This is a genomic window from Tsukamurella strandjordii (genome assembly GCF_039525985.1).
Lineage (GTDB): Bacteria > Actinomycetota > Actinomycetes > Mycobacteriales > Mycobacteriaceae > Tsukamurella > Tsukamurella strandjordii.
This window is the reverse complement of the sequence record NZ_BAAAII010000005.1, coordinates 194,910-213,962: the sequence shown is the minus strand read 5'-3', so window position 1 is coordinate 213,962 and position 19,053 is coordinate 194,910. Positions and strand designations below refer to the sequence as shown.

At 71.2% G+C, this 19,053-nt stretch carries 23 protein-coding genes; 10 read left to right on the top strand and 13 right to left on the bottom strand.

The annotated features are described in order from the left end of the window. Positions 1-55 precede the first annotated feature (55 nt). On the top strand, positions 56-757 hold the full coding sequence (locus ABD108_RS10110; protein ID WP_220658811.1) for a DUF4333 domain-containing protein: 702 nt from the start codon (positions 56-58) through the stop codon (positions 755-757). A gap of 12 nt (positions 758-769) precedes the next feature. On the opposite strand, the gene ABD108_RS10105 is transcribed toward ABD108_RS10110, so the two are convergent. Beyond that, positions 770-1,732 (bottom strand): 5'-3' exonuclease, encoded by a 963-nt coding sequence (locus ABD108_RS10105; RefSeq protein ID WP_343930191.1) that lies wholly within the window; start codon positions 1,730-1,732, stop codon positions 770-772. A gap of 67 nt (positions 1,733-1,799) precedes the next feature. Here ABD108_RS10105 and ABD108_RS10100 point away from each other — a divergent pair, with 67 nt between their 5' ends. Further along, a complete protein-coding gene (locus tag ABD108_RS10100; RefSeq protein ID WP_343930190.1) occupies positions 1,800-2,915 on the top strand; it encodes a M24 family metallopeptidase in 1,116 nt (371 codons plus the stop codon). Positions 2,916-2,964: 49 nt separating this feature from the next. Further along, positions 2,965-4,410: a sugar porter family MFS transporter gene (locus tag ABD108_RS10095; protein ID WP_220658808.1), complete on the top strand. Its 1,446-nt coding sequence runs from the start codon at positions 2,965-2,967 to the stop codon at positions 4,408-4,410. A gap of 7 nt (positions 4,411-4,417) precedes the next feature. Here ABD108_RS10095 and ABD108_RS10090 read toward each other — a convergent pair whose 3' ends face one another. The 3 genes from ABD108_RS10090 to ABD108_RS10080 all read right to left on the bottom strand — a co-directional run bounded on the left by ABD108_RS10090 (position 4,418) and on the right by ABD108_RS10080 (position 6,391). Next, positions 4,418-5,041 (bottom strand): VC0807 family protein, encoded by a 624-nt coding sequence (locus ABD108_RS10090; protein WP_343930189.1) that lies wholly within the window; start codon positions 5,039-5,041, stop codon positions 4,418-4,420. Continuing rightward, the gene (locus ABD108_RS10085) at positions 5,038-5,904 is read right to left on the bottom strand and encodes a glycosyltransferase family 2 protein (RefSeq protein WP_343930188.1); all 867 of its coding nucleotides are present in this window, start codon (positions 5,902-5,904) and stop codon (positions 5,038-5,040) included. Before ABD108_RS10085 ends, ABD108_RS10090 begins: the two co-directional genes overlap by 4 nt. Before the next feature lie 82 nt (positions 5,905-5,986). Further along, positions 5,987-6,391 carry a pyridoxamine 5'-phosphate oxidase family protein gene (locus tag ABD108_RS10080; protein ID WP_343930187.1) on the bottom strand — a complete coding sequence of 135 codons (405 nt, stop codon included), beginning with the start codon at positions 6,389-6,391 and terminating at the stop codon, positions 5,987-5,989. 25 nt (positions 6,392-6,416) lie between these two features. Between ABD108_RS10080 and ABD108_RS10075 the strand changes: the two genes are divergently transcribed. The 5 genes from ABD108_RS10075 to ABD108_RS10055 are packed head-to-tail and all read left to right on the top strand — an operon-like array spanning position 6,417 to position 10,156. After that, positions 6,417-7,202: an SDR family NAD(P)-dependent oxidoreductase gene (locus ABD108_RS10075; protein ID WP_343930186.1), complete on the top strand. Its 786-nt coding sequence runs from the start codon at positions 6,417-6,419 to the stop codon at positions 7,200-7,202. Further along, positions 7,199-8,335, top strand: a complete 1,137-nt coding sequence (cbiE, locus tag ABD108_RS10070; RefSeq protein ID WP_343930185.1) for a precorrin-6y C5,15-methyltransferase (decarboxylating) subunit CbiE — start codon at positions 7,199-7,201, stop codon at positions 8,333-8,335. The genes ABD108_RS10075 and cbiE overlap by 4 nt, the downstream gene beginning before the upstream one ends. Further along, on the top strand, positions 8,332-9,090 hold the full coding sequence (cobM, locus tag ABD108_RS10065) for a precorrin-4 C(11)-methyltransferase (protein ID WP_220658805.1): 759 nt from the start codon (positions 8,332-8,334) through the stop codon (positions 9,088-9,090). The genes cbiE and cobM overlap by 4 nt, the downstream gene beginning before the upstream one ends. After that, positions 9,090-9,833, top strand: a complete 744-nt coding sequence (locus ABD108_RS10060; RefSeq protein WP_343930184.1) for a cobalt-precorrin-6A reductase — start codon at positions 9,090-9,092, stop codon at positions 9,831-9,833. The genes cobM and ABD108_RS10060 overlap by 1 nt, the downstream gene beginning before the upstream one ends. A gap of 53 nt (positions 9,834-9,886) precedes the next feature. Beyond that, positions 9,887-10,156 carry a hypothetical protein gene (locus ABD108_RS10055; protein WP_220658798.1) on the top strand — a complete coding sequence of 90 codons (270 nt, stop codon included), beginning with the start codon at positions 9,887-9,889 and terminating at the stop codon, positions 10,154-10,156. Here ABD108_RS10055 and ABD108_RS10050 read toward each other — a convergent pair. Continuing rightward, the gene (locus ABD108_RS10050) at positions 10,134-10,505 is read right to left on the bottom strand and encodes a MerR family transcriptional regulator (RefSeq protein WP_220658797.1); all 372 of its coding nucleotides are present in this window, start codon (positions 10,503-10,505) and stop codon (positions 10,134-10,136) included. The two genes, ABD108_RS10055 and ABD108_RS10050, sit on opposite strands and share 23 nt — an antisense overlap. Before the next feature lie 27 nt (positions 10,506-10,532). Here ABD108_RS10050 and ABD108_RS10045 point away from each other — a divergent pair, with 27 nt between their 5' ends. Together ABD108_RS10045 and ABD108_RS10040 are read left to right on the top strand one after the other, a co-directional pair. Continuing rightward, a complete protein-coding gene (locus tag ABD108_RS10045) occupies positions 10,533-11,330 on the top strand; it encodes an alpha/beta fold hydrolase (protein WP_343930183.1) in 798 nt (265 codons plus the stop codon). 22 nt (positions 11,331-11,352) lie between these two features. Beyond that, positions 11,353-11,940 carry an isochorismatase family protein gene (locus ABD108_RS10040; protein ID WP_343930182.1) on the top strand — a complete coding sequence of 196 codons (588 nt, stop codon included), beginning with the start codon at positions 11,353-11,355 and terminating at the stop codon, positions 11,938-11,940. 23 nt (positions 11,941-11,963) lie between these two features. Here the strand turns inward: ABD108_RS10040 and ABD108_RS10035 are convergent, their stop codons facing one another. The 8 genes from ABD108_RS10035 to ABD108_RS10000 all read right to left on the bottom strand — a co-directional run bounded on the left by ABD108_RS10035 (position 11,964) and on the right by ABD108_RS10000 (position 19,014). Beyond that, entirely contained in the window at positions 11,964-12,395 is a 432-nt protein-coding gene (locus tag ABD108_RS10035; RefSeq protein WP_343930181.1) for a PPOX class F420-dependent oxidoreductase, read from the bottom strand. A gap of 58 nt (positions 12,396-12,453) precedes the next feature. Continuing rightward, positions 12,454-13,662, bottom strand: coding sequence for an MFS transporter (locus ABD108_RS10030; protein WP_343930180.1), 1,209 nt, complete (start codon positions 13,660-13,662; stop codon positions 12,454-12,456). After that, positions 13,659-14,582: an alpha/beta hydrolase gene (locus tag ABD108_RS10025; RefSeq protein WP_343930179.1), complete on the bottom strand. Its 924-nt coding sequence runs from the start codon at positions 14,580-14,582 to the stop codon at positions 13,659-13,661. Before ABD108_RS10025 ends, ABD108_RS10030 begins: the two co-directional genes overlap by 4 nt. A 92-nt stretch (positions 14,583-14,674) precedes the next feature. Beyond that, complete coding sequence (locus tag ABD108_RS10020; protein WP_343930178.1) at positions 14,675-15,520, bottom strand: helix-turn-helix domain-containing protein; 846 nt, start codon at positions 15,518-15,520, stop codon at positions 14,675-14,677. A gap of 79 nt (positions 15,521-15,599) precedes the next feature. Continuing rightward, positions 15,600-15,890: a DUF1330 domain-containing protein gene (locus ABD108_RS10015; protein ID WP_220658791.1), complete on the bottom strand. Its 291-nt coding sequence runs from the start codon at positions 15,888-15,890 to the stop codon at positions 15,600-15,602. A gap of 26 nt (positions 15,891-15,916) precedes the next feature. Continuing rightward, positions 15,917-17,389 (bottom strand): precorrin-2 C(20)-methyltransferase, encoded by a 1,473-nt coding sequence (locus ABD108_RS10010; RefSeq protein WP_343930177.1) that lies wholly within the window; start codon positions 17,387-17,389, stop codon positions 15,917-15,919. Then, the gene (locus ABD108_RS10005; protein WP_343930176.1) at positions 17,386-18,021 is read right to left on the bottom strand and encodes a precorrin-8X methylmutase; all 636 of its coding nucleotides are present in this window, start codon (positions 18,019-18,021) and stop codon (positions 17,386-17,388) included. The genes ABD108_RS10010 and ABD108_RS10005 overlap by 4 nt, the downstream gene beginning before the upstream one ends. Before the next feature lie 9 nt (positions 18,022-18,030). Further along, on the bottom strand, positions 18,031-19,014 hold the full coding sequence (locus tag ABD108_RS10000; protein WP_343930175.1) for a precorrin-3B synthase: 984 nt from the start codon (positions 19,012-19,014) through the stop codon (positions 18,031-18,033). Positions 19,015-19,053: the final 39 nt, after the last annotated feature.

Sequence of the window (19,053 nt, the reverse complement as noted above, 5' to 3'; positions counted from 1 at the left end):
AATCCACACGCGTACGTCGCCGGGCCTCGTCCGGCGACCGGGGAGGAGTGAACCTATGAGCAACCCGCAGGATCCGAACCAGTGGGCGCAGCAGGGCTGGCAACAGCCCGGCCAGCCGGGACAACAGCCCGGTCAGCCGCCGCAGGGAGCCGAGCCGACGCAGATCGCGCCGCAGTTCGGGGGACAACAGCCCGGTCAGCCGTACGGCGCTCCCACCGGAGACCAGACCCAGGTCGCGCCGCAGTTCGGCGGCGGCCAGTGGCAGGGTCAGCCGGGGCAGCCCTTCCCCCAGGGACAGCCCGCTCCGGGCCAGCAGCCCGGCCAGTTCGGCGGGTATCCCGGTCCGCAGCCGGGGCAGCCGGGCCAGCAGTACGGGCAGTTCGCCCCGCAGTACGCCGGTCAGGGCGTTCCCGGGCAGCCGGGTGCCCCGAAGAAGTCGAAGAACGGCCTGATCATCGGTATCGGCGCGGGTGCCGTGATCGTGATCGTTCTGATCGTGGTTCTCGTGGGTTACCTCACGGGCGCCTTCTTCGGCAAGAAGTTCGACAACGCCGCGGTGAACGAGGGGGTCACCAAGGTGTTGAAGGAGAACTACAACGAGTCCGACACCAAGGACGTCAAGTGCAACACCGACGGCGTCAAGGTGGAGGCGGGCAGCACCTTCCAGTGCGATGCCACCATCAGCGGTAAGCAGCGCACCGTGGACGTCAAGGTTCTCGACAGCGACGGCAAGTACCAGGTGGGCGCCCCGAACTGACGCCTCTCGGGCTCAGTCGCGCAGCGCGGCCAGCAGCCTGTCGACCTGCGCACCGATCCGCAGCTCCTCGGCCAACTCGGCCAGGCGCTGCGGATCACGCGGTTCTGCGGGAAGCGGATCGGGCCCGGACATCTCGACGGCGGCGTCCCGGCGCACCCACACCACGTCCCACGCGGCATCCAGGTAGTCCGACGAGGCGTTGATCGACGCGGCTGCGCGGGCGGGAAGGGGCGACGGCGTCTGCGCCGCGGCCTCCCGGATCGCGGCGAGGGATCCGTACTGCAGCAAGAACTTCGACGCGGTCTTCTCACCGATGCCGGGGACACCGGGCAGGCCGTCGGACGGGTCTCCGCGGAGCAGGGCGAGTTCGGCGTAGGCCTCGCCGGCCCGTTCCGGCGGCAGCCCGTACTTCTCGGCGACCTCGGCCGGACCGAACATCTCCGCCTTAGCAATGCCGCGCCCGATGTAGAGGCACTTCACCGGCGGCGGCGCATCGTCGGCCACCTGCAGCAGATCCCGGTCTCCCGAGACCACGATCACGGGATCGCGTTCCTCCTGGGCGGCCAGGGTGCCGAGGACGTCGTCGGCCTCCAGCCCCTCGGCTCCGCCGGTGGCGATCCCCACCGCGTCGAGCACCTCGAGGATCATGTCCACCTGCGGTGACAGCGTGTCGGGCACCTCCTCGGCGCCGTCCTCGGCGTCCTCGGCTACCCGGTGGGTCTTGTAGGTGGGGAGCAGATCGACCCGGAAGGCCGGCCGCCAGTCCAGATCGAGGCACGCCACCAGCCGCCCCGGACGGTGTGTGGCGATCAGCTGGGAGGTCATGTCCAGGAAGCCGCGCAGGGCATTCACCGAACGGCCGTCGGAGGCCTTCACCTTGTCCGGGATCGCGTAGTAGGCGCGGAACCACAGACCCGCGGAATCCAGGAGCATCAGCGGGCGGGCATGGGCGGCGTCGTTCGTCACGGGAGTCATCGTGACACACCGACGGGCCGGACAGGCCCGGCGCGGAGGTCGCCGGGGCAGTGACAGTATGGAGGCCATGACCGCATTCCCCGCCTCCGTGTACGCGAACCGTCTCACTCGGGCCCAGCAACTGAGCACCGCAGCGGGGACCCCGCTCGTGATCACCCCCGGCCCCGATCTCGCCTACCTCACCGGGGTGGTGAGCGAATCCTTCGAGCGACTCACCGCACTGGTGGTCACCGCCGAGGGCTTCACGCTGGTGGTACCGCGCCTCGAACTGGCCATCCTCAAGGATTCGGCTGTGCCCGGGCTCGCCGATGCGGGCGTCGCTGTGACCGTGGCCGATTGGGTGGACGGTGAGGACCCGTACACGCTGGTGGTCGACGGGTTGGCGGGCGCATCGCGGGTGGCGGTGGCCGATGCCGTGCCGGCGCTGCACCTGATCCCGCTCCTGGACCGCGGGCTCACCGCCGAATTGGCCACGGCGATCCTGCGCCGACTGCGAATGATCAAGGACCGGGCGGAGATCGACGAGCTGCGCGCCGCCGGCGCCGCCATCGACCGGGTGCACGCCCGGGTCCCCGAGATCCTCCGAGTGGGCCGCACCGAACGTGAGGTGGCCGACGACATCTCCGCCGCGATCGTCGAGGAGGGCCACACCGTGGCCGCCTTCGTGATCGTCGGTTCGGGCCCGCACGGCGCCGACCCGCATCACGAGGTGTCGGACCGGGTGATCGAAGCGGGCGATGTCGTGGTGGTCGATATCGGCGGGCCGTTGCCGTCCGGATACAACTCCGATTCCACCCGCACCTACTCGATGGGAGAGCCCGCGGCCGAAGTCGCCCAGCAGTACGCCGTGCTCGAGCGGGCGCAGGCGGCGTCGGTCGCCGCGGTCCGCCCGGGCGTGAGCGCGGAGTCGATCGACGCGGCGGGCCGCGACGTTCTGGCCGCCGCCGGCCTCGGCGAGTACTTCGTCCACCGAACCGGACACGGCATCGGTCTGTCGGTGCACGAGGAGCCGTATGTGGTCGCGGGAAACGACCTTTCGGTCGAACCGGGCATGGCCTTCTCGATCGAACCGGGCATTTACTTCAGCGGCTCGTGGGGAGCACGGATCGAAGATATCGTGATCGTCACCGAGGACGGATGCGAGCCGGTGAACAACCGGCCGCACGGTCTCACGGTCCTCTAGGCCCGGACACCTCCGGGGCAGGGGCACATTCCACACAGGAGGATCCCGTATGACCCACGGCGGCGGAGCCACGCCCGACGGATCGTCGATCTACGAGGAGGGTGACGGCAACAGCGGCCGAGTCATTCAGATCGCCGTGGTCGCGGCGATGGGCGGCCTGCTCTTCGGCTACGACAGCGCCGTCATCAACGGTGCCACCAAGGCCATCGAGGGCTACTTCGACATCCACGGCTACACGCTGGGGTTCGCTGTCGCCTCGGCACTGCTGGGTGCTGCGGCCGGTGCCATGACGGCGGGCCGCATCGCGGACCGGATCGGCCGGCTGCGGGTGATGCAGATCGCGGCGGTGCTGTTCCTCGCCAGCGCGATAGGCTGCGCCTTCGCGTACGACCTGTGGGTGCTGATCTTCTTCCGGATCGTCGGCGGCATCGGCGTGGGCGTGGCTTCGGTGATCGCGCCCGCATACATCGCTGAAGTGTCACCGGCCCGGATCCGTGGCCGGCTCGGCTCGCTGCAGCAGATGGCCATCGTGCTCGGCATCTTCCTGTCCCTGCTGATCGACTGGCTCCTGGCCTCGCTGGCCGGCGGCGCCTCGAACGATCTGTGGTTCGGACTCGAGGCGTGGCGGTGGATGTTCCTGGTGATGGCGGTGCCGGCGATCGTGTACGGCGCGGCGTCCACGATGATCCCCGAGTCGCCGCGCTACCTGGTCTCCCAGCACCGGATTCCCGAGGCCCGCAAGGTGCTCTCGATGCTGTTGGGGGAGAAGAACCTCGACATCACGGTCAGCCGGATCGAGCAGAGCCTCGCCGGCGAGCAGAAGCATTCTTGGCGCGACCTGATCAAGCCGGGCGGCGGGGTCTACCCCATCGTCTGGGTGGGTCTGCTGCTGTCGATCTTCCAGCAGGCCGTGGGCATCAACGTGATCTTCTACTACTCCAACATGCTCTGGCAGGCGGTGGGCTTCAAGGAATCCCAGTCCAACATCATCAGCGTCTTCACCTCGATCGTGAACGTGCTGGTGACCATCGTGGCGATCATGTTGGTCGACCGGATCGGCCGCCGCCCGCTGCTGCTGATCGGTTCGATCGGTATGGCGGTCTCGCTGGCCACGATGGCGGTCTGTTTCAGCACTGCGGTGATCACCGACGGCGCTCCGTCCCTGAGCGGCGCGGTCGGCGTGATCGCCCTGATCGCGGCCAACCTCTTCGTGATCTTCTTCGGCGTCAGCTGGGGCCCGGTGGTGTGGGTGCTGCTGGGGGAGATGTTCCCCAACCGGATCCGCGGCGCGGCCCTGTCGCTGGCGGCGGCCGCGCAGTGGGCCGCGAACTGGGCCATCACCGTCACCTTCCCCAAGATGGAGGGCAACCTGACGCTCGCCTACGGCCTCTACGCGCTGTTCGCGCTGCTGTCGCTGTTCTTCGTGTACCGATTCGTCCCCGAAACGCGGGGCAAATCGCTGGAGGACATGGACGGCAGCGTGCCGTCCCGGTAGTGCCCGGTCAGCTGCCGCCTGCGAGCGATCGGAGCTCGGAGCGGATCGGGCTGTCGGCCGCCTTGATGATCAGCAGCGCGAGTGGCACCAGGACGAGTCCGATGAACGGGCCCACCAGGACCACCGTGTCGATCGGGTAGTGCAGGGCGAGGTACAGGCCAGCGAGGGAGCCCGTGACCGCTGTCGCGGCACACACCAGGCTCATCAGGCGGATCCGGGACCGGAAGCGGGTGGACTGGTCCAAGCACCGGTCCCAGGTCTCCTGCTGCACCCGGAGGAACCGGACGTACAGCGGTCCGATGATGGTGGAGACCAGAGGGTTCCGGGTGTAGGAGGACACCAGGAAGTACCCGGCCGCGAAGAACCCGTCCACCGATTGCGCGGCCAGGGCGATCCGCGGTTCACCCGTCACCAGCGAAGGGATGAGCGAGACGGCGAGGATCGCGGTAGTGAACAGCTCCAACTGCCCCACCTGACGGGTGGCGAGCATCCGCCAGATCACGATCACCAGCCCGGTGATGATCCCCAGCACCACACCGGTCAACTGGGACGTGCCGCCCAGTCGGGTGGCCCCGAAATAGGCCAGCACCGGCAGGATCGCACCGAGGATCGCCGGCGGCGGGGTCCTCACGGTCGCACCCGCTCCGGTCCGGCGGCGCGGAACATCCCGCGGATCGAGAACCCGTCCCCGGGCTCGCCGATACCGCGGAGCACCGCGAGCCGGCCGGCGTGGAAACCGATCGTGAGCGGCAGGGCCGCGGTGAGCCATAGGGCGGTACTCCGGCGTCCGTGCAACCAGAAGGTCCGGGGCAGGTACGCGGCGTAGGCGGAGTAGCTGGCCACGCCGGTGTAGAAGCGGCGGGGCGAGACCTCGACGATCACATCGCGGATCAGCGCGCACCGCCCGCCGGTCTCCTCCACGCAGAGAGCGATGTCGACGTCTTCGAAGACATCGCGCCGCATCGCGACGCGGGTGCGGATCCGTCGCCAGGTCTCGGCCCGGAACGCCATGCTCGGTCCGAAGCAGTAGCTCACGCTTTGCGCCCGGCCGGTGTTGCGGCCGAACGGATCGTTCCACTTGTTCAGCGCTGCCTGGAATCGGCGACCGGGTAGGCCGCGAAATTCCCCGAGGGTGGAGACCACGTCGAACCGCTGTCCGTCCGGGGTGTCGAAGAAGGTCCGGAGTCGGCGGGCCCACCCCGGTGCGACTACGGTATCTGCGTCGATCCTGGCGATCACCGCGGAGGTCGCCGCGTCCAGCCCGGTGTTGCGTGCGTACACGAGGCCTTGGCGGGGTTCGCTCACCATCCGCACCGACGGGTGGGCCGCAGCGACGTCGCGAACAATATCGGCCGTGCGGTCGCTGGAGTTGTTGTCGACCACGATGATCTCGTCGATGTCGTCGCCCTCATCGAGGAGCCTGCGCAAGCACTCACCGATGATCTCGTCCTCGTTGTAGGCCGGGATCACAACTGCAAAAGTGTTCTCTGCCATGGTGAAACGCTAATAGTGAGCCTGCCGGGTCGCAGCGCGGCAGGCGGTGAGCCTACTCACACGGCGGGCGCCGGATCTCCGGTCAGCGTTCGCCACGCAGGGTGGGTGAGCCCATCGTCCGCTGCACGTCGATCTCGATCACCACGCGCGCGGGGTTCTCGCGAGGAACGCGGTACCGCAGTGCGTACCTGCGCTCGGCCTCGCCGACGTGCTCGCGGTCGGTGAACACGCGAGCGGGCCCCTCCAGGGTGATCCATCGGCCACCGTCCACCTGAGTCACCGCCGCGTACCCGCCGCGCTCCGCATTGCGGGCCTTCTGGCTGCCGCCGGAGGTGATCACCCGCACGATCCCGGCCTCGGGGTCGTAGGTGAAGGCGATCGCGACGGTGTGCGGCGTCCCGTCCGCCCGGAGGGTGCTCAGGGTGGCGAGGTGCCGCTCGGTGACGAAGGTCGTCGCTTCCGCGTTGAGGTGGGTCACGCCTGCCACCGTAGCCGGGGCCTAGTCTGGAGCGGTGACTCGGCAAGGATTGCCCGACGGTGCGGTGCTGCTGCTCGGCGGGCGCAGCGAGGTGGGCCTGGAGGTGGCGCGACGCATCGCGCCCGGTCGGGACGTGGTGCTCGCGGCGCGCCGCTCGGAGCATCTGGACGAGCAGATCGCGCTGCTGCGGCACGCGGGCGCCACGGGCGTGTTCCCGATCGAATTCGACGCGGACCGCACCGACCTTCACGGCCGCTTCCTCGACGAGGTGGCGGACCGGTTCGGCCGGATCGGGGTGGCGATCGTCGCCTTCGGCATCCTGGGTGATCAGGCTCGGGCGGAGGCGGATCCCACGCACGCGGTGCAGATCGCGCAGACCGACTACGTGGCGCAGGTCTCGATCCTGCTGGGGCTGGCGAACCTGATGCGGGTGCAGGACGATCGCGCGGGGCGCCGGGGCGCCATCGTCGCCTTCTCGTCCGTGGCCGGGGTCCGCGTGCGCAAGGCCAACTACGTGTACGGCAGCACCAAGGCCGGGCTCGACGGCTTCGTGCAGGGCTTCACCGACTCCCTGCACGGTTCGGGTATCCAGGTTCTGCTCGCCCGGCCGGGTTTCATCATCGGCGCGATGACACGGGATCTGATGGCCTCGGGGGTGAAGCCCGCACCGTTCAGCCGCACCGCGCCCCAGGTCGCCGACGCCACCGTCGCCGCGCTGCGTCACGGGCGGCGCACGGTCTGGATTCCGCCGGTACTGCGCCCGCTCTACGCGGGGCTGCGGTACCTGCCCCAGGCGGTGTGGCGCCGGATGCCGCGATGACGGTGGTGGTGGTCGGCATCGGCGCCGACGGCTGGTCCGGACTCACCGACGGTGCGCGCCGGGAGCTGGAGGACGCCACTGTGATCCACGGCGCCCCACGCCAATTGGAGTACCTCCCGCCGACGGTCACGGCGCAGCGGCGGCCGTGGCCGTCCCCGCTGCTGCCCGGCCTCGACGCGGTGCAGCCGGGCCAGCACGTGCTGGCCAGCGGTGATCCGCTGTTCTACGGAATCGGGGCCACGCTCACCCGGCACCGGCCGGATCTGACACTGCGGGTGCTGCCGCACTTCTCCTCGTTCGCGCTGGCCTGCGCGCGATTGTGCTGGCCGGCCGAGGACGTCACCGTGGTCTCCGCGGTGGCCCGCGATCTAGCGCCGATCGTCCGAGCCGCGCGGACCGGACGCCGGGTGATCGTGCTCAGCGAATCGGGCCGGACGCCGGAGCTGGTGGCGGATCTGCTCGCCGACGCGGGGCTGCAGGCCCGGCTCACCGTCCTGGAGCAGCTGGGGGGACCGCGCGAGCGGGTGTCGCCGTGGCGCCGCGACGCGCAGGTCGACGACCTGAACGTGATCGCGATCGAACCGGACTCCGCCGCGCCGCCTTTCGAGTTCGAGCACGACGGCCAGATCACCAAGGCCGATATCCGCGCGTTCACGGTGGCCGCCCTGGTCCCGTCCGACGGGTGGATCTGGGACTTCGGGGCGGGATCCGGGTCCGTCGGTATCAGCTGGGCCCTGGCCGGTGGCGGCTCGGTGGCGGCGGTGGAGCAGCGGCCGGATCGTGCGGAGCGGGTGGCCCGTAACGCGGCCCGCGCGGGCGTCCGGAACGAAGTGGTGGTGGCGGATTCGGCGGCGCTGTCCACCGATCTGCCCGAGCCCGACGCGATCTTCGTCGGCGGCGGGCTGACGGAGACGCTGGCGGCGGCCTCCGTCGGCGTACTCCGGCCCGGCGGAAGGCTGGTGGCGAACACCGTCACCGTCGAGGGGCAGGCCCTGTGCGCGCGGTTGCGCGACCGATTCGGCGGCATCCTCCGGTCGTACACGGTGGCCGATCAACGACCGCTGGGTGCGGGCACCGCATGGGAACCCCGGCGTCCCGTGGTGCAGTGGATCTATGTGAAAGAGGAAGCGTGACCGTCTACTTCATCGGCGCGGGCCCCGGGGCTCCGGATCTGCTGACGCTGCGCGGCGCGGAGCTCCTGGCCCGGTGCGAGGTGTGCCTCTACGCGGGCTCCCTGGTCCCGCAGGAGATGCTGGACCGCTGCCCGCCCGGTGCCCGATTGGTGAACACGGCGCGGATGCCGCTGGACGACATCATCTCCGAGATCGTGGGCGCCCATGGAGCGGGTCGCGATGTGGCCCGACTGCATTCGGGCGACATGTCTCTGTACTCGGCCTTCACCGAACAGGCGAAGCGCCTCGACGCGGCGGGCGTTCCCTACGAGGTGATTCCGGGGGTGCCCGCATTCGCCGCGGCGTCGGCGGCGCTGCACCGCGAGCTCACGGTGCCCGGAGTGGGGCAGTCGGTGCTGATCACCCGGGTGTCCACGCTCTCGACCGACATGCCACCGGGGGAGGACCTCGCCTCGCTCGCCGCCTCCGGGGTCACGCTCGCGCTGCATCTCGCGGCGCACCGCGGACCCGAGCTGACCGCCGAGCTGCTGCCGCACTACGGCGCGGACTGTCCGGTGGCGGTGGTGGCCTTCGCCAGCCGGCCCGAGCAGCAGATCGTGCGGTGCCGGCTCGCCGATCTGCCCCAGCGGCTGTCCGCATCGGGGATCACCAAGACCGCGGTGATCTTCGTGGGCAGGGTGCTCGAGGCCGAGACCTTCGAGGACAGCTACCTGTACTCGGCCGCCCGGTTGCGCGCGCCAGGGGCGAGCCACTGATGGCCGAGCCGACCCGCGTGCTGATCCTGGGCGGCACCGCGGAGGCCCGCGAGTTGGCCGGCCTCCTCGAGCGCGACGAGCGGTTCGCGGTGGTGAGCTCGCTGGCCGGCCGGGTCGCGAATCCGAGGCTGCCTGTGGGCGAGACGAGGATCGGCGGCTTCGGCGGAGTCGACGGCCTCTCGGCCTACCTCGCGGGCGTGGATGTGCTCGTGGATGCGACGCACCCGTTCGCGGCGCGGATCTCCGCCCACGCCGCTGCGGCGGCCGAGCGCACGGGCACGCCGCTGCTCGCGGTGGTCCGTCCCCCGTGGGCGCCGCAGGCGGGCGACCGCTGGACCTGCGTGCCGACGGTGGCGGCCGCGGCCGCTGCGCTCGCGAATCGGCCGGGCGGCACCGCGTTCCTCACCACGGGCCGCCAGGACGCGCACGAGTTCGCCGCGCTCGACGCGTGGCGGTTCCTGATCCGGGTCGTGGACGCCCCGTCGGGCCCCCTGCCGCGACGGCACGAGCTGCTCCGCAGCCGGGGGCCCTACGCATTCGAGGACGAGCGCGCACTACTCCGGGACAACGGGATCGACGTGCTGGTCACGAAGAACAGCGGCGGCGAGCTGGTCTCGGCGAAGCTCGCGGCGGCCCGCGATCGGGGAATCGACGTCGTGATGGTGGACCGACCCGCCAGGCCCGATGCACCGGTGGTCGACACGGCCGCTACGGCGTACGCCCGGCTGTGCGGCGACCTATGATGTCCTTCTGATCCGTTGCAGCCGCAACGGCGGATGAGTTCCGGAGGACCCGCATGCGCACCGTCATCATCGTCTCGATCGGCATCGTGCTGGCCCTCGTCTTCCTGGCGGTGGGCCGGAAGGTCGATTCGATCGGCACCCGTCGCGCCGCGATCGCCTTCACCGTGGTCTGGACCGTCGCGATGGCGATCAACATGGCGGTGGGGATGAGCCACGGCTACTCCTTCAGCGAGGAGTTCCCGATCCTGCTGATCAACGTGCTCCCCGGGGTCGCCGTGGCATTCGGCGGCGATTACCTGCTCAGTCGCCAACCGGCGAGCTGAGGAGCGCTCCCACTTCCCGGCGCCGCCGTGCGAGATCCTCGAACTCGGCGTCGATGCGGGCCAGGGTCGCTCGCATCGTGGCCTCGACGGCGGGACACAGGTCCACGGTGACGTGGTCCTCGCGGACGCACGGCAGGACGACGGCGATGGCGGCCGAGTCGAATCCGGCGTCCAGCAGTCCGCGGATGCGACGCACCTGGGTAGCGGCGTCGCGGTCGTAGACCCGGTAACCTGCCGCGGTCCGGCGCGACGCGAGCAGGCCCTTCTCCTCGTAGTACCGCAGCGATCGGGCGCTCGCTCCCGTGACCTGTGACAACTCGCCGATGAGCAATTCGTCCTTGACCTTCACACCGGCGTCAACCCCGACACTGCATGCATGTATTCCGAACAGGCAGCGCAGATCCTCACCGAGACCGGTTCGCACGTGGTCGATCGGGGCACGGGCCCCGTCGTCGCGCTGGCGCACGGCGCGGGCGGGGGTGTGGTCGAGAACTTCGGTCCGCTCATGGACACCGCCGGCGGGCATCGGTTCGTGGGCCCGTACTGGCCCGGGGCCGGTGGCACCCCGCGCGCCGCGGCCCCGCTCGAGCTCGAGCAGCTCGCGGACACCGTCGTAGCGGCCGCGGTCGAGCGGGGCGCCGAGCGATTCCCCGTCGTCGGGATCTCGCTCGGTGCCGCGGTTGCCGTGACCGCGGCCCTGCGTCATCCGGAGCACGTCTCGGCGCTGGTGCTCACCGTGGGCCTGGCGCGCGCGGACGTGCGGGTGCGCGCCACGAGCGGCGCCTTCCGCGCCCTGGCGGCCGCGGGTGCGACGGACGCACTCGCGGCACTGGTGCTCACGGCCGTGTCCTCGGATGCCGGCCTGCGGGCACTGACGGACGAGGACGAACAGATCGCCCGTGCCGGGATCGGTGCGACGATCCCGCCCGGCATGCCCGATCACATGGAGCTCGTCGGCCGGGTGGATGTGACGGGGCTGCTGTCCGGAATCCGCGTCCCGACCCTGGCGGTGGTGGGCGGCGGTGATCGGTTGGTGCCGCCGGAGATCAGCCGCGAGTTCGGCGCGATCGCGGGTTCACGGGTGATCGAGTACCCGGGTGCCGGCCACATCTTCACCCCGGACGAGGCGGCCCGGTGGTCGGGCGACGTCGCGGAGTTCCTGGCCGCACGGTGAGCCCGGCGGGCATGATCGAGGCATGACCGCCGCCGTCCTCGCCCTGCACTGGCAGATCAACGTGATCGAACCGGAGGGCTTCTTCGGCCCGATGCTGGCGGGGCCGGTCGCGGAATCGGGCGTCGTGGACCGGGCCGCGGCCTTCCACGATGCGGCGCTCGCGGCGGGCGTGCCGGTGATCTTCACCCGCTTCACCGTGCCCGAGGGCGAGGGCGACCTGGTACGCAACACCGGGTTTATGCAGGCGGTGGGGGACGCGCAGGAGTCCTTCCGTCCCGATGCGGACGGGGCGCAGATCATCGCCGTCATGCGCGACCAGCCGACCGCGGTCTACGACAACCAGCGGCTGTCGGGGCTCGCCGGTCCGGCGACGGAATGGCTGGCGGAGCACGGGATCGACACGCTGCATCTGACCGGTGTGGCCACCAACCTCACCGTGGAGCAGACCGCGCGGCACGCCACCGACCTGGGACTCGTGGTGCATGTGGTCGAGGACTGCGTGGCCGCCGCCGACCCCGCGACGCACGCCGCATCGCTGGCGAACCTGGATCTGGTGACGGCCGGCCGGGTTTCGGCGGTCGAGGCGGTGGCGCGGTTCGGGGCCGCCTGACCGGCACGGACCTGCAGGCGCGCTCAGCGCAGCGTGGCGCCGTAGGCGTGGGTGATCTGCAGGACCAGCAGCACGCGACGGTCGGAAACCATCACTTCGCGGTACTCGCGCCAGTCGGGGTGTTCGCCGGCCCCGCTGCGGTAGTAGTCGACCAGGGCGTCCACCTCGGGACCGTCGGGGTCGGTGGACGGGCCGATGAGCGTGGCCGTTCCCTCTCCGGTGGCCCAGGTGTAGCCGTCGGCGCTGGTGAATTCGATCGCCCCGCGGGGATCGCGCCGCAGATTCGCCTCCTTCGCGCGACCGGCGGTCATGGACACCAGGATCCGGTCACCCTGCGGGTCGTACACCGTGGTGACCGGCGAGAGCTGCGGCATCCCGCTGGCGCGGATGGTCGCGAGGACGCCGATGCGGCTGGTGGCGATCAGGCTGCGGGGGTCGAACTCGGTCGATGCCATGCCGGGTGCAACGCGCCGCCGGGTCCGGCTGTTCCGGATCCGACGGCACGCGCCACGGTCAGGCCGTCACGTGATCGAGCCGGGCGTCGGGTCGGGCGGCGCGGTTGCGGCGTTCCCACGCGATGCTCGCGGCGGCGAGCAGTGCGCCGGCGCCGCTGAGCGCCACCCCGATCCACACCGGCATCGTCGGGCCGCCGCCTGCGCTGATCCCCATGCCCCCGAACTGCGCCCCCGCGGCGTTGCCGAGGTTGAACGCGGCGATGTTGGCCGACGAGGCGATGAGCGTGGCTGTTCCGGCGTTGCGGAGCACCCGCAGCTGCAGGGCGGGCACCGTTGCGAAGCCGACCGCTCCCATGACCATCAGGGCGAGCACGACGAGCGGCTTCGAGCCCGCGCACACCGCGACGGCGGCGATCGCGAGGGGCAGCAGCCCCGCGAACACGATCAGGCCGCGGTCGGCGTCCCGGTCGGCGGCGCGCCCGCCCACCAGGTTCCCGGCGAACAGTCCGACACCGAAGAGGACCAGGATCCAGGGAATCGCGCCGGGTCCGAAACCGGTGACCTCGCGCAGCAGCGGCTCGATGTAGGTGAAGGCGCCGAACAGTCCGCCGAAGACCAGTGCCGTTACCGCGCAGGCGATCCAGACGGACGGCTGCAGCAGTACCGTGATCTGCGACCGGACCGAGGTCGTCGCGGGCGGGAGATTCGGCACGAAGGCGGCGATCGCGGCGATCGCGAGCACGCCGATCAGCGCCACCGCCACGAAGGTCGCGCGCCAGCCGAACCGGTGGCCGAGCGCCGTGCCCGCGGGGACGCCGAGCACGTTGGCCACGGTGAGCCCGGCGAACATCAGCGCGATGGCCGAGGCCTGCCGCTCGGGGGTCACCAACCGGGCGGCGAGGACGGCGCCGATCCCGAAGAAGCCGCCGTGGCACAGCGCGGTGATGATCCGCCCGGCCAGCACGATCTCGTAGGTGGGTCCGAAGGCGCACACCAGGTTCCCGATGACGAACAGGGCCAACAAGATCTGGAGCGCCGTCTTGGGTGGGCGGGAGACGAGGGCGAGGGTGACGGTGAAGGCGCCCACGACGACGCCCAGCGCGTAGCCCGTCACCAGTCCGCCGGCCGCGGGGATGGTGACGCGCAGATCCGCCGCCACATCGGTGAGGAGGCCGGTGATCGAGAATTCGGTGAGGCCGATGCCGAATCCGCCCATGGCGAGGGCGATCAGGCCGGGGTGCATGCGCCGGGTGTCGGTGGTGGTCATCGTGCTCCGTTCAGGGTGTCGCGCAGCCAGGAGGCGAGGTCGCGTTGGAGGTCGAGGGCGGTGTCGAGCACGGCGTCCATCCAGTAGAAGCCGTGCAGGGTGCCGGGGTAGTCGATATGGGTCGCGGGCACACCGGCGGCGGTGAGCGCGCGGACGTACCGCTCGCCGTGGCCGCGCAGAACGTCGTACTCCGCGGTCGCGACGAAGGCCGGTGGGAGGGCGGCGAAATCGGTCGCGTCCAGCGGTGCGGCGCCGGATGGGGTGCGGCCGGGGCCGTCCTGCCCGTCCGGTAGGTACTGGCGCCAGAACCAATCCATGTCGGGCGCAGAGAGGCCCACCTCATCGGCGGGGATCGCGTCGTAGTCGCCGGGCCGCAGCGGTGGATAGATCAGGGCCTGCGCCGCGATGCGCGGGCCGCCGCCGTCCCGGACCCGCTGCACCAGCGCCGCGGCGAGGGTGCCGCCGGCGCTGTCGCCGATCACCGCGATCCGGTCGGTGTCCACGTCCAACTGGCCGGAGGCGATCCAGTCGAGGGCGGCCGCGGCGTCGTCGAGCGCGGCGGGGTAGGGATGCTCGGGCGCCTTGCGGTAGTCGACGGTGATCACCGTGGCTCCGGTGTCGCGCGCCAGTACCCGGGCCGGTTGATCGCTCACCTCGATATCGGCGCCGACGAAGCCGCTGCCGTGCAGCATCAGGATCACCGGCCCGGCGGGCGGTCCGTCGCGGTAGATGCGCACGGGCAGTGCGGATCCGGGACCGACGATGTAGCTGTACCGGACCTCGGCGACGGTGGGCGCGGGGCGCTGCATCCCGAGGTAGCCGCGGATGGCGTGCCGGACTTCGGGGACGGTGAGCGTGTGGAGGGGCGGGGCGTCGGCGACGGCGGCCAGGTGTGCGGCGGCTTGGGCGTGCAGGGGCATGGGCGTACTCCGATGTCGTGCGGACAGCTCACAGCGCCAGGACGGGCCTGGTCACCGTGGGTGATGGGGAGAAGAAGAGTGGGGGTGGGCGGTCAGCCGTCGACGCGGTGCCGCAGCAGGGTGAGGGCGTCGTCATCCGCGCTGCCGGGGGCCGCACTGAACGCGATCATGCGGGCACCGTCGGATTCGGGGAGGTGCAGCATCTGGTAGCAGAGGTCCATCCGGCCGACCCACGGATGGGTGAATCGCTTGAGCCCGCTGGTGCACAGCTCGACGGATTGACGCGCCCACAGCCGGGCGAAATCACGGTCCAGGACGAGCTCGCCGAGCAGGGCCCGCAGATCCGGGTCCGCCGGGAACTGCGCCGACACCCAGCGCAGGGAGGCGACGGACAGTTCGGCCTCGTGCTCCCAGTCCACGTACAGCGAGCGGACTTGCGGGTCGAGGAAGGTCTGGCGCACCTTGTTGGGCGGCGGATCGTCGTGGACCGCCCCGTAGGGCACGTGCGCGGCCAACACCGCGTTGCCGAGCCGGTTCCAGGCCAGCACGTCCTGATTGCGCGAGAGGACCACGGCGGGAGTGTCCATCGCCTCGACGAGCTGCCGGACTCCGGTGAAACCGGCACCGGCACGGTCGATGGGTGCGGCCCGCTCGCCGGACGGATGCGCGAGTTCGAGTAGGTGCAGCCGCTCGACCTCGGAGAGCCGCAGCGCCCGGGCGAGCGCGTTGAGGATCTCGTCCGAGGCGTTGACGGCGGCGCCCTGTTCCAGCCGCGTCAGGTAGTTGACGGACACGCCGGCCAATTCGGCTAGCTCCTCGCGGCGCAGCCCCGGCACGCGACGGCGGCCGTAGCTCGCCAGTCCCAGTTCATCGGCGTCGACGGCGGCGCGGCGCGAACGCAGGAACGAGCCGAGCGTCGGGGCGGTCTCTTCGATCATGTACTCGAGTGTGATCCTCAGGCCACGGACGTGCCTGCCCCTGTCAGGGGCAGGCACGGGACCGGGGTGTTCACCGAGGTCAGGCGCCTTCGCTGATCCGGATCTCGCGGACGGCACCGTCGCCGAGGGCGGCGAGGGCCTCCTGGTAGGCGGGGGAGTCGTGGGCGGCGATCGCGGCCTCGAGGCTGTCGAACTCGATGAGCGTGGTGCGCTCCTTGATCCCCGCCTCGTAGGTCACCGCGGGCAGTCCGCGCGCCAGGAACCGGCCACCGGCCTCCGTGATCGCGGGGCCGCCCAGGGCGGCGTACGCGGCCACCTTCTCGGGATCGCGGATCTCGGTGTAGAACGCCATCCAGTACGCCTTGGCCATGTGCTTCTCCTTCGGTTGCGGTGTCTTCAGTATCGCCGGGGCGTGTGCACGATGCGACCGGCCGCACGTTCAGTGACTTCTGTGCGCGAGGACCCGATGATGAGCAGGGTGCGCATATCGACGGTGTCGGGATCGAGGTCGGCCAGAGTGGTTACGGTGATCTCCTCGTCGGGCGATCCGACAGCGCGGCCGAGGATCACCACGGTGTTCGCGGGTCGCTCCTCGAGCAGCACCTCACGCATCCGGACGAGCTGTTCACGCCGGGTCTTCGAGGCCGGGTTGTACACGGCCAGTGCGAGATCGGCGCGGGATACCGCCCGCAGCCGTTCCTCGATCACCGCCCACGGCTTGAGGTAGTCCGACAGCGAGATCACGGCGTAGTCGTGGCCGAGCGGGGCGCCCACCCGGCTGGCCACGGCGTTGGCGGCGGTCATCCCGGGCAGCACGTCCACGGGAACGCCGTGGAACTCGGGATCGGCCGCCACCTCGGCGACGGCGGAGGCCATGGCGAAGACACCGGGGTCGCCCGAGCTCACGACGGCGACCCGCGCACCGTCGGCGGCCAGGGTGAGGGCGTGCCGTGCCCGTTCGGCCTCCACCCGGTTGTCCGAGGCGTGCACGCGCTGACCGGGCCGGGGACGCACGCGGTCGGTGTAGGTCTGGTAGCCCACGATGTCGGTGGCCTCGGCGAGGACGCGGCGCACCTCGGGCGTGGTCCACGCCTCGTCGCCGGGGCCGAGCCCCACCACCACGACGCCCGGCGTGGGCCGCGCGGCGGGCGCATTGATCGGCCCGGGCACCAGCACCGTGGAGAAGTAGGGGACGCTGTCGGGCGCGACCTCGGCGAGCGGAAGCACCCGCTGATCGGTCCGGCTCGCCCGCTCCACGTAGAGGGCCGTCGTGGACCGGTCGGAGGCGTCCAACGCCGCGGCGACCGCGGGGAAGGTGCGGCCCAGCTTCATGATCGCCGTGGCATCGGTGTCGGCGAGGCGGCGGCGCAGCTCCGGCTCGGGCAGGGTTCCCGGTAGCACGGTGAGCACCTCGTCGGCCTCCACGAGCGGGACGCCCGTCGCGGCGGCGGCGGCGCTGATCGAGGTGACTCCCGGCACGATCACGCAGTCGAATCGGCCGGTGAGCCGCTTGTGCATGTGCATGTACGAGCTGTAGAACATCGGATCGCCCTCGGCGAGGAGCACCACGTCGCGGCCCGCGGACAGGTGTTCGGCGAGCTGCTCGGCGGCCTCGGCGTAGAAATCGTCCAATGCTCCGCGGTAGCCGCCGGGATGATCGGTGGTCTCGGTGGTCACGGGGTACATCAGGCGCAGCTCGGTCTGATCGCCGCGCAGGTAGGGCTCGGCGCACGCCCGCGCATTCGAACGGCCGTGGCGCGCACTGTGATAGGCCACCACATCGGCGGCGCCGATGAGCCGTGCCGCCTTCACCGTCACCAGTTCCGGATCGCCCGGCCCCACACCGACGCCGTAGAGCGTGCCGCTCACAGTTCCTCCTCCTGCGCCAGCGCGTTGAGCGCGGCGGCGGTGATCGCGCTGCCGCCCCGCCGCCCCAGCACCGTGATGTATTCGACGCCGAGCGCGGCGGCATCGGCCACGAGCGCGTCCTTGGATTCTGCGGCCCCGATGAAACCGACCGGGATGCCCACGATCACCGCGGGTTTCGGCGCACCCTCGTGCAACAGGTTGAGCAGGTGGAACAGCGCGGTCGGGGCGTTGCCCACCGCGACCACCGCACCGTCGAGCCGCTCGCCCCAGAACTCGACCGCCGCCGCGCTGCGGGTATTGCCGATCCGGGCGGCCCGTTCGGGGACGCGGGGATCACGCAGCAGGCACAGCACCTCGTTGTCGGCGGGCAGCCGGGCGCGAGTGACGCCGTGGGCCACCATGTTCGCGTCGGTGAGGATCGGGGCGCCGGACCGCAGCGCGTTGCGCCCAGCGGCCACCGCGCCGCCCGAGATGCGGATGTCGGTCGCGAGATCGGTCTGGCCCGCGGCGTGAATCATCCGAACCGCCACCGTCTCCGCATCCGGCGCGAACCCGGACAGCTCCGATTCGGCGCGGATGGTGGCGAAGGAGCGCCGATAGATCTCGGCGCCGTCGGTGAGGTACTCGTGCACCCCGGGAGTCTATTCGCCCGGGTCCGGGGGAGCGATCACCAGCCGGTGCTCACCCGACGGTGCGCCGCAGCCCCGCTCGCACGCCACCACGTGCACGCGCTCGTCCGCCTCGAGATCGTCCACGAGGCCGGCGGCGTGCCCGAGCGCGTCGGCCTCGGCGCGCGCACATCCGTGGTCGCCCACGCAGGCGCTCACCCGCAGCCACGGGGAGTTCGCATCGAAGATCAGGCCCATCGGCGCCAGTACTCGCACCACCGTCTCGGCGGCGCCGTCGTCGAGATCGTGCACCAGGATCGTGCGCCACGGGGTCACCGTGAGCGGGCGGTCGATGGCGGCCAGGAAACGAGCGGTGCGGGCGGGCAGGCGGCCGAGCCGCACACCGGCGCCGAGCGCCACGGTGCCGTCGTCCCGGTCGAACCAGCCGACCGGCGGGGCGGGCGGCGCGGCGGGGGAGTCGCGATCGAGGATCACGCCGCCGAGTGCGGCCGCGACCCGGGCGGCACCGTCGGGGAGGTCACGGATCCGCCATTCGTCGGCGCGCAGGTCGAGGAAGGCCTGCGCCGCGTCGAGCATGTGCTCGACGGTGCCGGGCAGGTCGGTGCGGTGGCCGTCGAGGTGGAGCGCACCGTCGCGGGTCTCGACGTCGGCGGCGAGCGTGGCCACGTCGCCGGAGCCGTCGTCGAGGGCGAACAGGAATCGGCCGGGGAGCGCGGCGAGGGCGGCGCGCCCGCGCAGTGCCTCGTCGAAGGCGGCCGCACGGTCGGCGAGGACGCGGGACATCGGCGAGGCCACGATGTTGCGCACCCGCTCGTGCGTCTCCGACGGCAGCAGCCCGGCATCGGACAGGGCGGCGCGGGCGGCGTCCATATCGGCGACGCCGCGCAGCTGGATGTTGCCGCGCGAGGTGAGTTCGATGTCGTCGCCGTCCGAGAGGTCGGCGAGGGTCTCCAGTTGGGCCGGGGTCAGCCGGCCGCCGGGAAGCCGCACCCGCACCAGCGCACCGTCGGCCGCGGTGTGCGGTCGCAGTACGCC

What these genes read in the sequence shown, in the direction of transcription:
- ABD108_RS10110 (WP_220658811.1), top strand. Translation starts at nt 56, where the DNA reads ATGAGCAACCCGCAGGATCCGAACCAGTGGGCGCAGCAGGGCTGGCAA.
- ABD108_RS10105 (WP_343930191.1), bottom strand. Translation starts at nt 1,732, where the DNA reads ATGACTCCCGTGACGAACGACGCCGCCCATGCCCGCCCGCTGATGCTC.
- ABD108_RS10100 (WP_343930190.1), top strand. Translation starts at nt 1,800, where the DNA reads ATGACCGCATTCCCCGCCTCCGTGTACGCGAACCGTCTCACTCGGGCC.
- ABD108_RS10095 (WP_220658808.1), top strand. Translation starts at nt 2,965, where the DNA reads ATGACCCACGGCGGCGGAGCCACGCCCGACGGATCGTCGATCTACGAG.
- ABD108_RS10085 (WP_343930188.1), bottom strand. Translation starts at nt 5,904, where the DNA reads ATGGCAGAGAACACTTTTGCAGTTGTGATCCCGGCCTACAACGAGGAC.
- cbiE (WP_343930185.1), top strand. Translation starts at nt 7,199, where the DNA reads ATGACGGTGGTGGTGGTCGGCATCGGCGCCGACGGCTGGTCCGGACTC.
- ABD108_RS10060 (WP_343930184.1), top strand. Translation starts at nt 9,090, where the DNA reads ATGGCCGAGCCGACCCGCGTGCTGATCCTGGGCGGCACCGCGGAGGCC.
- ABD108_RS10055 (WP_220658798.1), top strand. Translation starts at nt 9,887, where the DNA reads ATGCGCACCGTCATCATCGTCTCGATCGGCATCGTGCTGGCCCTCGTC.
- ABD108_RS10045 (WP_343930183.1), top strand. Translation starts at nt 10,533, where the DNA reads ATGTATTCCGAACAGGCAGCGCAGATCCTCACCGAGACCGGTTCGCAC.
- ABD108_RS10040 (WP_343930182.1), top strand. Translation starts at nt 11,353, where the DNA reads ATGACCGCCGCCGTCCTCGCCCTGCACTGGCAGATCAACGTGATCGAA.
- ABD108_RS10035 (WP_343930181.1), bottom strand. Translation starts at nt 12,395, where the DNA reads ATGGCATCGACCGAGTTCGACCCCCGCAGCCTGATCGCCACCAGCCGC.
- ABD108_RS10030 (WP_343930180.1), bottom strand. Translation starts at nt 13,662, where the DNA reads ATGACCACCACCGACACCCGGCGCATGCACCCCGGCCTGATCGCCCTC.
- ABD108_RS10025 (WP_343930179.1), bottom strand. Translation starts at nt 14,582, where the DNA reads ATGCCCCTGCACGCCCAAGCCGCCGCACACCTGGCCGCCGTCGCCGAC.
- ABD108_RS10020 (WP_343930178.1), bottom strand. Translation starts at nt 15,520, where the DNA reads ATGATCGAAGAGACCGCCCCGACGCTCGGCTCGTTCCTGCGTTCGCGC.
- ABD108_RS10015 (WP_220658791.1), bottom strand. Translation starts at nt 15,890, where the DNA reads ATGGCCAAGGCGTACTGGATGGCGTTCTACACCGAGATCCGCGATCCC.